Here is a 14,828-nt window from a genome sequence, read left to right as displayed (position 1 = left end):
AGCCCACTCCTCACAAAATGCCGATAAATTTGCCCGCCACGCCGATCACAACGGTGACGCCAATCAGCTTCACCGGCGAGAAACCGCGCTTCATCAAGAAGAAAATGAGCAGCGTGAAGCACAGCGGCAACAGGTTGGGCATCAACTTGTCCAGCACGTCGGTCTGCAACGCCACGCTGGCCTTGCCGGCATGCATCACCAGCGGCGTGGACAGGTGCACATACGAGGCCACCAGTGCGCCGATCACCGTCATGCCGACGATCGACGCGGCGTGAGAAATGCGCCGGGTGTGGGTCTTCAACAGCGCCAGCGCGCTGGTGCCGGCCTGATAGCCGTAGTGCGCCAGCCCGAAGCGCAGGCCGAAGTGGAACAGGTTGAACAGCAGCAGGAAGACGATCGGCCCGAACAGGCTGCCCTCCAGCGCCAGCGAAGCGCCTATCCCGGCGCAAATCGGCAGCAGCGTCAGCCAAAACAGCGCGTCGCCGATGCCGCCGAGCGGCCCCATCAGCGCCACTTTCACCGCGCGAATGGTGGAGATCTTCTCCTTGTTCTGTTCCATCGCCAGCACCAGGCCGGACAGGAAGGTGACGTCGAACGGGTGCACGTTGATAAATTCCATGTGCATCTTCATCGAGTTGGCCAGATCCTGCGGGTTGCGGTGGATCTTGCGCAGCCCGGGGATCAGCTGATACAGCCAGCCGCCGGCCTGCATGCGTTCATAGTTGAACGACGCCTGCAGCAGCAGCGAACGCCAGGCCATGCGGTTGATGTCGCCGCGCGTCAGCGCTTCGGCGGGCTGGCTGTCCAGGTAGTCGTCCTGCTCCACCTGGCTGGTGGCCAGCGCCTGCGCCATGCGTTGCTCGGCCTTTTGCGCCAGCAGATCGTCGGAATCGTTAAATGCCATCTTCGGCGTCCTCCTGCGGAGCGGGCCGGGCCGTCGCCTCTGCCGCGCCGCGTTGCGTGTTGAAGAAGTCGATCAGGGCGATCGCCAGGGCACCCAGCGCCACCGCCAGGATCGGCAGCTTGAGGAACGTGACCGAGATGAAGCCAAGGATAAAATAGGCCACGTAGGTTTTTTTCATCATCACCTTCATCAGCAGCGAGAAGCCGATCGCCGGCATCATGCCGCCCGCCACCGCCAACCCGTCCAGCAGCCAGCCCGGCGCCTTCTGCACCATGGCGCTGGCCGCATCGGCGCCGAAGTAAATCGGCAGAAATGCCACCACGAAATAGAAGATGAACAGGATGCTGATGCCGAGATAGTTCACCCGTTCGATGCCGCGCCAGTTCAGCTCCTTCACCATGCGATCGCAGCGGTGCATCATCGGCGAGAACAGCGTAAACAGCAGCGTGATGCAGCCCTGCACCGCAATCGAGAAGGGTACCGCCACGCCGATCGCCACTTTAGGATCGGCCTTGGTCAGAATGGCGAACGCGGTGCCGATCACCCCGCCGATCACCACGTTCGGCGGTTGGGCGCCCGCCAGCGGCACCATCCCCATCCACACCAGCTCCAGCGTGCCGCCCACCAGCAACCCGGTGTAGACGTCGCCCAAAATCAGCCCCACCAGCGGCCCCATCACCACCGGCCTGTGGAAGTGGGTCAGGCCGTCGAACAGGTCAACCCCCGCCAGCCCGGCCAACAGCGCAATCAATAACGCATCCGTCAACATGCTTTCCCCCTGGCTCAAAAGAGCAGTTTGCCGATCGCCTCGCCCGCCTCATCCGGCACCCGGCGCACTTCGCACTCCACGCCCAGCGCCGCCAGCGCGCGAAACGCGGCCACGTCGCCGTCGTCCAGCGACACCGTTTTGTGCACCTGCCGCTTTCCCTCGGCGAAGTGCATATTGCCGACGTTGACGAACCGGATCGGCACCCCGCCGCGCACCAGCGTCAACACGTCCTGCGGCGTTTTGCACACCAGAAAAATCTTCTGCCGATCCGCCGCCTTGTGGATCACGTCGATGGTTTTCTGCAGCGTGAAGTAGCGGGTCTGCACCCCTTCCGCCACCACCATGTCCATCAGGTTCTGCTGCACCGGATCGGCGGCCGCCTCGTCGTTGGCCACCACCACCAGGTTGGCGCCGAGGGTATTGGTCCAGGTCACCCCCACCTGGCCGTGCACCAGGCGGTTGTCGATGCGGGTCATTAAAATGTTCGGCATGTCAGCGGCCCTCCGGGTAGCAGGCGGCGTGATAATCGTCGAGCACCTGCGTCACTTTATGCAGCACCCACTCCTGCGGATCGGCGCTCAATTCGCCGGCGTTCAGCGCCCGCGCCTGATCCGGCAGGTATTGGCTGAGCAGCGCCAGCGGCGCCGGGCTGCGGCGCAGGTTGTCCAGCAAACCGTCGACCGCCTGCTGCACCTGCGGCTGCGGCCAGTAGTAACGCACCCGATCGCTCAGGCTGTAGTGGCGATCGAGATACTGCTGGTGCGGCGTGCCGTGGTAGTAGCGGCTCCACTGCTGCGGCTGCTCGCGCATCACCTGCTCCAGCGTGGCGCACAGCTGCGCCGACTGGCGTTCCCCCAGCCATTCACGCTCGATGCGATCGAGGGCGAACAGCGCTTCGCGCAGCGCGAAGGTCAGCGCCGGCCCCACCTTCAGGATGGCGAAGTGATCGCGCACCAGTTGGCGGTAGGCCTGCGGTGGTTGGTAGTCCGTAGAGTGCGCTTCATAGATCATGCCCGGCTGCCGTTCGATGAAATGGCTCAATGCGTCGGCGCGCTGCGGTTGGTAATGCTCAACGCTGTGGTGATCGAACTCGACGCCCGGCTGTACCACCAGCGCGATAGTTCGCTGCCAGGCATCGTTCAGCTCGGCTTTTTGCCAGGCGATGCGGTGCGTTTCCAGCGTTTGCGCCACCGCCTGCGGCGTGGTGACCTGCAGACCCGCCAGCGCCTCCTGCGCGCCGCCCGGCACCGGCACTTCGGTGCCGATCACATAAACCGGCGCTTCGCCGCCGCTCTGCGCCCAGGCCCGCTCCGCCACCGCGCACAGGCGCGCCGCACGCTCAGCGACCGTGGCATCCCCCAGGGGCGAGGGATCGCCGGCGCACGACATGGAACAATCGAGGTGAATTTTGCGAAATCCGGCGCGAACGTAATCGTCGATCAAGGTTTCCGCCAGCGCCATCGCCTCCTGAGCCGGGCGATCTTGCCAGGCGTTGGGCCCCAGATGATCGCCGCCCAGCCACACTCTCTCGCGCGCCAGGCCAACCTCATCCGCCAGGCGCCACAGCGCATCGCGGAACTGGGACGCCGTTTGGCCGGTATAGCCGCCGAACTGATTGACCTGGTTGGACGTCGCCTCTACCAATACCGGCGTGCCGCGTGCTTTGGCCTGCCGCAGCGCGGCCTTCAGAACCCAGGGATGGGCGGAACAGACGGAAAAGATCCCGACCGGCATACCGGCCTTGTGCTGCTCGACAAGCTGTAACAACTGCTGCATGAAGCCCCCATGCAGGCGCCCTGCTACCGATCGGCGATGATGACCTCCACGCCCAGCTCGGTTAACGCCCGCTCGTAATCGTCCGGAAGACGGCTGTCGGTGATCAGCCGATGGATTTGCCCGGCTTCGCGAATCATGCAAAAGCTCTTGCGACCGAATTTGCTGGCATCCGCCACCGCGATAATCTCGCGCGCCACCTCGCACATTACGCGATTGAGGTGCGCCTCACCGGGGTGAGGCGTGGTGATGCCGGCGCTCAGATCGAACCCGTCGACGCCCAAAAACAGCTTGTCGAAGCGGTACTGACGCAATTGCTGCTCGGCAGCCGGACCGTAGAGCGAGTATGAGTTGCGGCGCACGCTGCCCCCCAGCACCATGACCTCCACCCCGTCGTTTCCCGAAAGCTCGTAGGCAATGTTCAGCGCATTGGTCATCACCACCAGATCGCGCCGCCCCTTCAGGAACGGCACGATCTGCGCGGTGGTGGAACCGGAATCGAGGATCAGCGCATCGCCGTCGCGCACATAGCCGGCCGCCGCGTTGGCGATCAGCGTTTTGACGTCGCGATTCAGCCGCCCTTTGTCCCGCAACGGCCGATCGAAAGCGAATTGCTGATTGAGCATCGCGCCGCCGTAAGCGCGCAGCGCACACCCTTTTCGTTCCAGAAAGCGCAGATCGTTGCGGATCGTCACCGTGGATACCGCAAACTGTTTGCTGAGCTGCTCCACGCGCACGCTGCCGTGCTCGCATAACAGATCGATGATGTGTTCACGTCGCTTTGCGGTATTCACTGGCATGAGCTGCGGTCCTCAGGTTTCCGGCATCGCCGGGGAGAAGATGGCTTTCGCTCTACTGCGCTGGCATTACAGCAAAGCGAAAGCAATGAAATTGTGATCGGGCTTACAGCCCCGTTTTAGCAAAAAAACCGCCAAAAAACCTTTCGAATCGAAACGGATCGAAAAGCCAAAAAGCGGGTGGGAGGAAAAGTGAAATGCCATGACGGGCGCAAGCGCCGGAGGGCCACGGCGCCGACGGCGAGGAAAGCGAAAGCGGCGCATGGCGCGCCCCGCGCCATGACTTTTAGTTCGCTCAGTGACCAGGATCACATAATGGCAATTATCCTGCGGCCGGCAGGGGTTAACCGCCATCATCCCGCCGGCCCGTCCCCTTGTCAGCGTGAGCCATCTTCCCTACACTTGCGATCGGATACCGCCAATTTGTCGGTACGTAAGCGTTAACGTCAATCAACGCATCACGCCATGCAGCACTGATTGACTGCATGCCCTGGTGCGAGGAACCCATGCCGCAACCCGCTTCATCCCCAGCGTCCACCGCGACCCCACGTCGCCGTTTACACCGCCCTGTCCTGCTGATCGTCGGCATTATCCTGATCGCGGCCAACCTGCGCGCCGCCCTGACCAGCGTCGGCCCACTGTTGGAGCAGATCCAGCAACAGCTGGCGTTGTCCGCCACCGCCGCCGGCCTGATCAACTCGTTGCCGCTGATCCTGTTCGCCGTTCTCTCACCGCTGACGCCAACGCTGGCGAAACGCATCGGCATCGAGCGCACCCTGGGCCTCGCTCTCGCGCTGCTGGTCTGTGGCATCGCGCTACGTTCCCTGCCGCAAGACGCCATGCTCTGGCTGGGTAGCATCCTGATCGGCGCCGCCATTGCCTTTGCCAACGTCGTGCTGCCGACGCTGGTGAAAAGAGATTTCCCGCATCGCGCCGCCGCGATGATCGCCGCCTATGCGGCGGTGATGTCACTGGTTGCCGCCATCGCCTCCGGTCTGGCGGTGCCGCTGGCTGCCCTGGCCGACCTCGGCTGGCGGTTCTCCTTGCTGTGCTGGGCTTTGCCCGCGTTGCTGGCGCTGCTGGTGTGGCTGCCGCAGCTGCGGCGCTCGGCCACTCCCGCCGCCAAAGAACCGCAACCGACGGAGCCACAGCGCTATCGTTCTCCCTGGGGCAGCGCGCTGGGTTGGCAAGTGGCGATGTTTATGGGGCTGCAATCGATCGCTTTCTACACCATCATCGGCTGGTTCAGCGCCTTTGCCGCCAGCCACGGCACTTCCGCCCAGCAGGCCGGATTCGAGCTGTTCGTTTACCAGGTGGTCGCGATCGTCGCCAACTTTGTCATGGTGGTGATTTTGCCGCGGGCGCGCGATCAGCGGGCAATCGCGCTGGGCAGTTCCCTGCTGATCTTCATCGGCGTCGGAGGATTATTGGTGCAACCCGCCAGTTCACTGGTGTGGCTGACGTTTGCCGGGTTGGGGGCGGGGAGTTCGCTGGTGCTGGCGCTGTCGTTCTTTGGGTTACGCAGCCAGCATCATCATCAGGCGACGCTGCTGTCGGGTATGGCGCAATCCGTCGGCTATTTGTTGGCAGCGCTAGGGCCCACGTTGTTCGGCCTGCTGCACGATCTGACGGATGGCTGGCGTTTGCCGCTGATCGCCCTGCTGTGCCTGACCGTTTTGCAAATGCTGTTCGGCGCATTGGCCGGCCGCAGCCGCGTGATCAGCTAGCGCCGTTGGGCGATGGGCCGCACTGGCTCAGGCGCGTTATCCAGCCACAAGTCTTCAATAAAGGCGCGTTGCTCATCGCTCAACACCCACGAAGGCGGGATTTTGGACTGCGCACGACGCTGGGCGCCCTCACGGTTTTTAGCCTGCTTTTTGTTCACAAATCGCCTTCCTGCTTAACCAGCTTAATTCAGTAACCAATAAATCACGGCGGCGATGAGTAGCCAGAACAGCCCACTACCGATAAATACACACAGCCATGCTTTACGTTTGATATTTGATCCATCCTTGCTCACCACAGCGCCCTCAACAAATAGATTAAACCATTCAAATTGAGATTATCGATCTATTTTAACGATCGATAAAGTCGTTTTTTCCTATGGCATTTTAAAAAACTGCTGCTACCCATAGACCTGTACTGCGGCCTCAGTAAGAACGGCACCGTGGATACCACTGTTATCGGCAGCCGATAACTTGTATTGATAGGCGAACGAATGTGCAGTGTGCCACACCTTGAAAGGTCAAAATTAAACCACTGGTAAATAATTCAACCATCAATTATTTGACTGGTCATAAGGCAAATCGGCAACAGACCGAGCTGAAGGGGGAAGAGAAAATGAAGCGACGTACTGAGATTCTGCGGGGAGAAGCGCCGGCCCGTTTTGCTCTCGCCCGGGCCGGCGTGAGTTAGCCGATTCTGCTGACGGAATCCCGGCTGGCGTGTTCACGCTCGATGCCGGTCAACTCGCGCAAATGGCCGGAGCGCATTTCAAGCAGCCGATCGGCATGTTCGAAGTAGTGATCGTCATGGCTGATGGCAAACACCGTTTTGCCCAGCGCGCGCAATTCAGGCAACAGCTCACGATAGAAAATCCGCCGGAACTGCGGATCCTGATCTGCGGCCCATTCATCCAACAACAGAATATCGCGCTGCTCTGCCACCGCCAACAGCAGAGCCAGGCGTTTACGCTGCCCCTGCGACAGCTGCGGGTTGGTCACCCTGGCGCCGTCGAACTGCAGTTTGCTTTTCATATTCAACCGCTCAAGCCAGCCGGCGACCAATTCCGCATCGGGTTCACCGCCTTCCGGCCCTTGCAAACGATCGAACTGATGAAAATCGGTAAAAATCGCCGAAAACAGCCGACGGTAGTTCGGCATATCCGCCGCGGTTTGTGTGACGCCATCCAGAACGATGTGCCCGCTCACCGGTTGGTACAACCCGGTCAACAACATCGCCAGCGTTGACTTGCCACTGCCGTTGCCGCCGATCAGAAAGACCAACTCACCACGCCGCAGCGTCAGATTGAGCGGCCCGACGGCAAAACCGGACTGCTGTTCCGTATCCGCATAGTGAAAAACCACGTCGCGAAGCTCCAGCGTCTGCCAGGAACGGCCGACGGCGGCAGGAAACGCCGCTTGATACTCGGCCAGGCGCAGCGTCTTCAGCTTGTTAAAGGCCACTTCGGCGCTGACCAGCGTCGGAAATGCCCCAACCGCCTGCAGTAATGGCGTGCGCAAGAACAGCAGCGTCAGTGAATAGGTGGCGGCCACCGCCGAGTCCGCCCATCCCAGACTGTTAGCCATAAAGAACACCAGCCCAATCGCGCCTAACATCATGATATTTGACCAGTTGAGCGCACTTAAATGGAAGGTATCGGCGCGAATGATATGGTAGCGATAGGCTTGCGCATCGGGCTGATAGGCCTGTTCGTACAGCGCCTGCGCCCGCTTGCGGTTCAACATCAGTTCCTTACGACCGTCAATTACCGACTCATAACGATGATAGAGACGCTCTTCTGACTCACGCAAACTGGCCATATGGCGATAGACCCGCGACACCAGGCAGCCGCTGCCCACGACGGTCACAGCCACCCAGACTGCCGTGACCGCCAGCATTTTCGGTGATAGCCACCCCAGATAGGCCGCCGCCCCCAGGGTTAAAATCACCCCTTGAACCAGTTCAGGCAAGCGCACGAAGGCGACGGTAATATTGCGGATATCGCTGGACAGGCTGGCCAACAGCGAGGCGCTGCCCAACTGTTCGAGGCGTTCAATATCGGTATCCAAAATGCGCTTCACCAGTTGCCCACGCAGGCGATAGACGAAGTAATGGCCCAATGTCGTCAGCGCCAATTGCGAGCCCAGCGTGACCGCCATCAGCAATGCCAGCAGGGCGAGAAACATCGGCAGCACGGCCAATGCATCGCCGCCGGCCTCCATCAGGTATTGATTGATAAATGCAATGATACCGATGCCTAAACCGGCGCTGGCCATGGTCAGCGCCATGACAGCCAGAAATGGCCAACGGTACTGGTGATAAACCACCCGTAGCAGTTCCATGAAAAAACCTCTGAAGTCGCGATCTGGCAGGCATTGTAAGCGGCGTGAGAATGAGATCAAGACGAATTCTCATTGTTCACGCGGCCCCCGATTGCGGCGCCAATGGCACTTTGATGATTGCTTATTGAAACGAGAGACTTACACTGACGCCTCTTTCTGCTGAAGGGAACAGCCGATTATGCTCGCCACTCACGAATACGCCAATGACCTGATTCTGTTCGCCCTGATTGTCGACTGCGGCTCGTTCAGCAAGGCCGCGGAGAGCGCCGGCATCACCAGCTCGGTGGTCAGTAAACGCATTGGGCGGCTGGAAAAATCGCTGGGCGCCCGGCTGCTGTACCGCACCACCCGCAGCCTGACGCTGACCGAGAGCGGCCAGGCGCTCTACCAGCAGGCCAAAGAGATCGGCGCCAAAGTGCAGGAGGCGCTGTACGCCGTCAGCGAAAAGAGCGAAGAGTTGACCGGCACCATTCGCATGTCGGTGCCGACCATTTCGGGCGAGCTGCTGCTGAGCGAGAGCGTGGCGGAATTTTGCGCTCTGCACCCCAGCCTGAAGGTCGAGATGCGGCTGGAAAACCGCTTTGTCGATCTGGTGGAAGAAGGTATCGATCTGGCGATCCGTACCGGCACCATGCCGGATTCGAGCCTGATTGCCCGGCCGATCTTCGATTCCCGCTGGGTAATCGTCTGCTCGCCGGAGTACCTGGAAAGCCACCCGGAACCACGCAGCGCCGAAGACCTGCTTGGCCACAACTGCCTGACCTACACCTATCAGGAGAGCGGCACCGCCAATTGGCTGATGAAACGGCCGGGGCGCAACGAAATCTACGAGCTGCAGGTTAACGGCAATCTGTCGGCCAACAACGCGCGGGCGATCCGCAAAGCGGTGATCGGCGGCCACGGCATCGCCATGGTGCCGCGCTGCATGGTGTATGAGGATTTGCAGGACGGCAAACTGACAGAGATCCTGGCCGGCCACTGCGGCAAAGTATTGGGAATTTACGCCGTTTATCCTTACACCCGCAATCTGCCGTTAAAAACCCGTTTGCTGATCGAACATATCATCGGTTCCTACCAAAATATCAGCCATTATTTTTGAGTTTCCCCGCTCTGATTATTTCCCTGTGGCCGCAAAAAGCCGCGGGGATTACCGCATTTTTGGACATAATCTATTGAACATTACCGCTTAATTAATGTGAACCCGCGCATTCATCACACAAAACCACTTCCTATCAAACTGATTTTAAAGCAGTTAATTTAACCCCTCCTGCCGGCTATTTTCCCGCCGCCGGCGCCGTTCGCCGATGTTAAAAAAATACCGCATGGCATCGTCGTCAACGTTGTGATTAGAATGAAAATGTTGCGGTAATTAACCTTTCAGCTACATATCTCTGCCCATAAAAATAATAACCCTGAGGATCTTATGCCCCTGCTTTTCAGTATTGCGCCCATCGTCCTGCTGATTTGGATGATGACCAAAAGGAATGGCGTGCCCTCTTACCTCGCCCTGCCGCTGACGGCCGCCGTGGTGTATGCCATGCAGCTCTTATGGTTCGATGCCTCGCTGCGGCTGCTGCATGCCAATATCATCACCGCGCTGGTGTCGACGCTGACGCCGATCACCATCATCGCCGGCGCCATCCTGCTCAACAAACTGATGCAGGTAAGCGGCGCGGAAAACGTGGTGCGGCGCTGGCTGGAAACCATCAGCCCCAATCCCGTGGCCCAGCTGATGATTATCGGCTGGGCGTTCGCCTTTATGATTGAGGGGGCCAGCGGCTTCGGCACCCCGGCTGCCATCGCCGCGCCTATTCTGGTCGGGCTGGGCTTCAACCCGCTGCGCGTCGCCCTGCTGACGCTGGTGATGAACTCGGTACCGGTCTCCTTCGGCGCCGTAGGCACCCCCACCTGGTTCGGCTTTGCCAATCTCGGCCTGTCGGACGCCAGCCTGCTGGAGATCGGCCGGCAGACCGCACTGATCCACTTCGTCGCCGGCTTCGTCATTCCTCTGCTGGCGCTGCGCTTTATCGTTTCCTGGCAGGATATCCGCCGCAACCTGCCGTTTATCCTGCTCAGCGTGCTGAGCTGCACCGTGCCTTATCTGCTGCTGGCTCAGGTGAACTATGAATTCCCGGCGCTGGTCGGCGGCGCGATCGGCCTGGCGCTGTCGGTGCTGTTGGCACGCGGCGGCATCGGCCTCGCCCGCAGCGACAAATCGCAGAGCGCCGAGCAGGCGGTGCCGTTCTTGCAGGTGGTCAAGGCCATGACCCCGACCCTGCTGCTGATTGCTATTCTGATAGTGACGCGCGTCCATCAGCTGGGCCTGAAGGCGCTGCTCAACAACACCGCGCTGCTGTGGCAGGAAAAGCTCGGCTGGCTCGGGGAGCTGCGCATCAGCCGGGCGCTGATCGTCGAACTGCAGCAGGTGCTGGGCACCTCCGCCGCCGCCGGCTACAAAACGCTGTATGTCCCGGCGCTGATCCCGTTCCTACTGGTGGTGCTGCTGTGTATTCCTCTGTTCCGTCTGAATGGCGGCCAGGTGCAGCAAATGTTCAGCGAAACCGGCGGGCGCATCGCGCGGCCCTTTATTGCGCTGTTCGGCGCGCTGGTGATGGTCAACCTGATGATGCAGGGCGGCGACAACGCGCCGGTGATCCTGATCGGTAAAGCGCTGGCGGCGCTGACCGGCGAGAGCTGGCTGCTGTTCTCGTCGTTCCTCGGCGCGCTGGGCTCGTTCTTCTCCGGCTCCAATACCGTCTCGAACCTGACCTTCGGCGGCATTCAGCAGTCGATCGCCCAGAGCAGCGGCCTTGACGTCAATCTCACGCTGGCCTTGCAGTCCGTCGGCGGCGCCATGGGCAACATGGTGTGCCTGAACAACATTATCGCCGTCTGTTCGATCCTCGGGATCGGCAATGCCGAAGGCAAAATCATCAGAAAGACCGTGCTGCCGATGCTGGCGTACGGCGGGATTGCGGCCGGTATGGCAGCGATCCTCACGCTCTGACTGAACACTCGTTATCGCAAGCAAGACAAGAAGGTAAACACTATGATCATCTCCGCGTCAACCGACTACCGGGCCGCCGCCCAGGCCAAACTGCCACCGTTTCTGTTTCACTACATCGACGGCGGGGCCTACGCGGAGCATACGCTGAAGCGCAATACCGCAGATCTGGCCGATATTGCCTTGCGCCAGCGCGTGCTGCGCAATATGTCCGAACTCAGCTTGGAGACCACGCTGTTCGGCGAGCAGTTGGCGATGCCAGTGGCGCTGGGGCCGGTGGGGTTGACCGGCATGTACGCCCGCCGCGGCGAAGTGCAGGCCGCGCGTGCCGCGGCCAAAAAAGGCATTCCGTTCACGCTGTCTACCGTGTCGGTCTGCCCGATCGAAGAGGTGGCGCCGGCGATCGATCGGCCGATGTGGTTCCAGCTTTACGTGCTGAAAGATCGCGGCTTTATGCGCAATGCGCTGGAGCGCGCCAAGGCCGCCGGCGTGAAAACGCTGGTGTTTACCGTCGACATGCCGGTGCCGGGTGCCCGTTACCGCGACGCCCACTCAGGGATGAGCGGCCCTAACGCCGCGATGCGCCGCGTGCTGCAGGCATTTGCCCATCCGCAGTGGGCCTGGGATGTCGGCCTGCTCGGCAAGCCGCACGATCTGGGCAACGTCTCGGCCTACCGCGGCAAACCCACCAGCCTGGAAGACTACATCGGCTGGCTGGGCGCCAACTTCGATCCTTCGATTTCCTGGAAAGATCTGGAGTGGATCCGCGAATTCTGGGACGGCCCGATGATCATCAAAGGCATTCTGGATCCGGAGGACGCCAAAGACGCGGTGCGCTTCGGCGCTGACGGCATCATCGTCTCCAACCACGGCGGCCGCCAGCTGGACGGCGTGCTGTCGACCGCGCACGCCATGCCGGCGATCGCCGACGCGGTGAAAGGCGACATCACCCTGTTGGCCGACTCCGGCATCCGCAGCGGCCTGGACGTGGTGCGCATGATCGCCCTGGGGGCCGATACCGTGCTGCTGGGGCGCGCCTTCGTCTATGCGCTGGCGGCAGCCGGCGAAGCCGGGGTGGCTAACTTGCTGGATCTGATCGACAAGGAAATGCGCGTCGCCATGACGCTCACCGGCGCGAAAACCATCGCGGAGATCAACGCCGGATCGCTGGTCAGAAACGTCTGAATCAAAGCGGCTGCACGCCTTCCGGGTAGGCGTTATAGCTCATCTTGCTGATGAAGGCCCCGGCCGGTGACACCAACACCCGGCCGGCAGCGTCCAGCCCGAGGAAGGTACCGGTACAGCGCCCGGAAATAAAGTCGAAGAAGAACACCGAGCACACCGGGATAATCTTTTCCCGGAAGGTGAACAGGAACATCTCGTCCTCAAACTTGTAGTAGGTGGCGTAGTCCATATCGCCGTGGCCGAATTGCTCGCCGCGCAGGTTTTGCCAGGCGTAGCGCTCGGTGTTGACGTAGAAGTGTTCGTAGTAATGGTTGGGGCTGTAGACGTTCAGCGTACGATAGCCGATCAGCTCACGGGTCAGATGCGGCGCGACGCCACTCGGCGTGACGCCGACAATCCGGCCGACGTGGAAGCTTTGCTTGAGGCGCGAGCCCTTTTCCACGGTCTGTTCCGGCAACAGCGTGCTGCGCACCAGTAGCGCCCGGCCGCTGTCACGATTGAGTACCAGCGTCAGGCACTCGTTGCCCGGCGACTGCAGCGGAATATTGAAGAAATAGCGTGCGGCGGAGGTTTGCACTTCTTCGTAAGCGTCCTCACCGCTCTCCCCTCCCCAGGCCCACAGCACCCGTTGCCGATCGGCACTGAAGCGCAGCGTGATTTCCCCGTCGTTGTCAAAGGCGATCTGCAGCGTTTTGCCCCGCCAGTCCTGGGTGCCCGGTAGGCGGTTAGTGTCGATACCGCGCGCGAAATCGTCGTAATTCTTCCAGTCCGGCTCGGCATTTTGATTCAGTACGGATTGTTCTGCTGACATCTTTCGCTCTCCTTGATTGAATGGGATGAAAACCGCCTCACACGTCGGCGACGCTCGCCGGTTTCACCGCTCTGCGGCTCACCACCGCGGGGGCGGTTTCATCGAGAAAACAACTCAGTACGCCGGCGCACACGGCGCCGGCGGCCGCCAGCCACATCACGCTGACCAGCCCGTAGCGATCGGCGATCAGCCCGGCGATAAACGGCGCCAGACAGCCGCCAATCACCTCGCCAATCCCCATCACCAGCCCCAACGCGGTCGCGATGCGGGCCGGCGATACCGTTTCCGACGGGATGGTGGCCATAAACAGCGTGAAGCAGCCCAGGCCGGTATAAGACAGGAACACCAGCACGCCCAGCAGCCACGGGTTATCGACGTAGCTCAGGAACAGCGGGCAGCACACCGCCAGCAGCGAAAAGAAGATCAGCGTCGGCTTGCGGCCGAGGCGATCGGAAATCGCCGGCACCGCCACGCCCCAGAACACCCAGGCGGCGCCGATGGCGCTCATGATGCCGCCCATCTTGCCTTCGCTGAAGCCGCGGTCGGTCACTAAAAAGTTGGGGGTGAAGGTAATGATGATCATGAACCAGGTGACGAACACGCAGGAGATCAGAATGCACAGCGCCACGTTCTTGATTTTAAACAGCTCGCCGTAAGCGGCCTTGTTCGCCGCCTTTCCGGCCGCCGGCGCGGCGCTGAAAGCGGGATCCTTCTTGCCATTCACATAGCGATAGATCAGCCACGCCAGAATGATGCCCGGTACGGCGGTCAGATGAAACGCCATGCTCCAGCCCCATTTCTGTGCCAGATAGATGATCAGCGGCGGCGCGATAATGCCGCCCAGCAGCCCCGGCGCCGCCCCCTGGATCAGCCCCATGTTGAAGCCACGGCGCTGCGGCTGCGATTTTTCCACCATCAGCGATTGCGCGATCGGCAGCACCGGCCCTTCGGCGATCCCCATCAGCGCGCGGAAGATCAATAACATGGCAAAGCCGCTGACCAGCCCCGACAGCGCGGAGAACAGCGAAAACACCAGGATCGACAGGATCAGCATCGGTTTACGGATATTAAAGCGATCGGCAATCGCCCCCAGCCCTGCCCCGGACAGTGCCCAGGTCAATGCCAGCACCGCCGACAGCGTGCCAAGATGCACGTTGCTCAGCTTCAAATCGGCGGCGATCATCGGAAACAGGAAAGAGATAGTCAGGCGATCGACGAACACGCAGCCGAACACGAAGAATAAAATAATCAGCAATCGGTTCTCTTCGCTCAATCGCGAGCGCTGCCCTGGCGAGTTATTCATAGCGTCATTTGTCCATAAGTTAACTTATGAATGGCGAGCGGCCATGGCATAAGTCGATTAAGCGCGCAGCCAAGAGAAACATTGGCCATCGGTCACGGCAACAACTCATTAACATGTTAACGATATAAACTTATCTCAAGTAACGGGCATGTCAAACGGCCGTTGAAAACGACGACGGGGTGGCAAATTAGGTATTTTTCACAGAGCGTGAATGACAT

Annotated in this window: 15 protein-coding genes; 4 read left to right on the top strand and 11 right to left on the bottom strand. The window is 60.7% G+C overall.

The features are described from left to right. Window positions 1–10: 10 nt before the first annotated feature. The 6 genes from ACJ8HT_RS19595 to ACJ8HT_RS19570 all read right to left on the bottom strand — a co-directional run bounded on the left by ACJ8HT_RS19595 (window position 11) and on the right by ACJ8HT_RS19570 (window position 4,600). Window positions 11–904: a PTS system mannose/fructose/sorbose family transporter subunit IID gene (locus ACJ8HT_RS19595; RefSeq protein WP_015378934.1), complete on the bottom strand. Its 894-nt coding sequence runs from the start codon at window positions 902–904 to the stop codon at window positions 11–13. Then, window positions 894–1,673 carry a PTS N-acetylgalactosamine transporter subunit IIC gene (gene agaW, locus ACJ8HT_RS19590; protein ID WP_019455697.1) on the bottom strand — a complete coding sequence of 260 codons (780 nt, stop codon included), beginning with the start codon at window positions 1,671–1,673 and terminating at the stop codon, window positions 894–896. Before agaW ends, ACJ8HT_RS19595 begins: the two co-directional genes overlap by 11 nt. Before the next feature lie 14 nt (window positions 1,674–1,687). Further along, window positions 1,688–2,164 (bottom strand): PTS N-acetylgalactosamine transporter subunit IIB, encoded by a 477-nt coding sequence (gene agaV, locus ACJ8HT_RS19585; protein WP_019455696.1) that lies wholly within the window; start codon window positions 2,162–2,164, stop codon window positions 1,688–1,690. A gap of 1 nt (window position 2,165) precedes the next feature. Further along, window positions 2,166–3,449, bottom strand: a complete 1,284-nt coding sequence (locus ACJ8HT_RS19580) for a D-tagatose-bisphosphate aldolase, class II, non-catalytic subunit (protein WP_197653211.1) — start codon at window positions 3,447–3,449, stop codon at window positions 2,166–2,168. Window positions 3,450–3,472: 23 nt separating this feature from the next. After that, complete coding sequence (agaR, locus tag ACJ8HT_RS19575; RefSeq protein WP_004931804.1) at window positions 3,473–4,246, bottom strand: transcriptional repressor AgaR; 774 nt, start codon at window positions 4,244–4,246, stop codon at window positions 3,473–3,475. Window positions 4,247–4,312: 66 nt separating this feature from the next. Continuing rightward, window positions 4,313–4,600 (bottom strand): hypothetical protein, encoded by a 288-nt coding sequence (locus ACJ8HT_RS19570; protein WP_197653212.1) that lies wholly within the window; start codon window positions 4,598–4,600, stop codon window positions 4,313–4,315. A gap of 149 nt (window positions 4,601–4,749) precedes the next feature. Here ACJ8HT_RS19570 and ACJ8HT_RS19565 point away from each other — a divergent pair, with 149 nt between their 5' ends. Further along, window positions 4,750–5,970, top strand: a complete 1,221-nt coding sequence (locus ACJ8HT_RS19565; protein WP_197653213.1) for a CynX/NimT family MFS transporter — start codon at window positions 4,750–4,752, stop codon at window positions 5,968–5,970. Here the strand turns inward: ACJ8HT_RS19565 and ACJ8HT_RS19560 are convergent. The 3 genes from ACJ8HT_RS19560 to ACJ8HT_RS19550 all read right to left on the bottom strand — a co-directional run bounded on the left by ACJ8HT_RS19560 (window position 5,967) and on the right by ACJ8HT_RS19550 (window position 8,307). Further along, window positions 5,967–6,128 carry a hypothetical protein gene (locus ACJ8HT_RS19560; RefSeq protein ID WP_162838242.1) on the bottom strand — a complete coding sequence of 54 codons (162 nt, stop codon included), beginning with the start codon at window positions 6,126–6,128 and terminating at the stop codon, window positions 5,967–5,969. The two genes, ACJ8HT_RS19565 and ACJ8HT_RS19560, sit on opposite strands and share 4 nt — an antisense overlap. 24 nt (window positions 6,129–6,152) lie before the next feature. Further along, window positions 6,153–6,266: a YmiA family putative membrane protein gene (locus ACJ8HT_RS19555; RefSeq protein WP_049288145.1), complete on the bottom strand. Its 114-nt coding sequence runs from the start codon at window positions 6,264–6,266 to the stop codon at window positions 6,153–6,155. Between the two features lie 388 nt (window positions 6,267–6,654). After that, window positions 6,655–8,307 carry a multidrug ABC transporter permease/ATP-binding protein gene (locus ACJ8HT_RS19550; RefSeq protein WP_197653214.1) on the bottom strand — a complete coding sequence of 551 codons (1,653 nt, stop codon included), beginning with the start codon at window positions 8,305–8,307 and terminating at the stop codon, window positions 6,655–6,657. Between the two features lie 178 nt (window positions 8,308–8,485). On the opposite strand from ACJ8HT_RS19550, the gene ACJ8HT_RS19545 reads away from it, so the two are divergent. The 3 genes from ACJ8HT_RS19545 (at window position 8,486) to lldD (ending at window position 12,496) form a co-directional block, all read left to right on the top strand. Next, on the top strand, window positions 8,486–9,406 hold the full coding sequence (locus ACJ8HT_RS19545; RefSeq protein WP_048234624.1) for a LysR family transcriptional regulator: 921 nt from the start codon (window positions 8,486–8,488) through the stop codon (window positions 9,404–9,406). A gap of 324 nt (window positions 9,407–9,730) precedes the next feature. Then, entirely contained in the window at window positions 9,731–11,314 is a 1,584-nt protein-coding gene (locus tag ACJ8HT_RS19540; protein ID WP_197653215.1) for an L-lactate permease, read from the top strand. Window positions 11,315–11,356: 42 nt separating this feature from the next. Beyond that, window positions 11,357–12,496, top strand: a complete 1,140-nt coding sequence (lldD, locus tag ACJ8HT_RS19535) for an FMN-dependent L-lactate dehydrogenase LldD (protein WP_197653216.1) — start codon at window positions 11,357–11,359, stop codon at window positions 12,494–12,496. A gap of 1 nt (window position 12,497) precedes the next feature. On the opposite strand, the gene ACJ8HT_RS19530 is transcribed toward lldD, so the two are convergent. Together ACJ8HT_RS19530 and ACJ8HT_RS19525 are read right to left on the bottom strand one after the other, a co-directional pair. Beyond that, on the bottom strand, window positions 12,498–13,307 hold the full coding sequence (locus ACJ8HT_RS19530; protein ID WP_049273488.1) for a MoaF C-terminal domain-containing protein: 810 nt from the start codon (window positions 13,305–13,307) through the stop codon (window positions 12,498–12,500). Between the two features lie 37 nt (window positions 13,308–13,344). Then, on the bottom strand, window positions 13,345–14,610 hold the full coding sequence (locus ACJ8HT_RS19525; RefSeq protein WP_244664504.1) for an MFS transporter: 1,266 nt from the start codon (window positions 14,608–14,610) through the stop codon (window positions 13,345–13,347). Between the last annotated feature and the right edge of the window lie 218 nt (window positions 14,611–14,828).

The sequence above is a fragment of the Serratia sp. CY44782 genome (assembly GCF_052168715.1).
Lineage (GTDB): Bacteria > Pseudomonadota > Gammaproteobacteria > Enterobacterales > Enterobacteriaceae > Serratia > Serratia nevei.
This window is presented reverse-complemented; position numbering and strand designations above follow the sequence as displayed.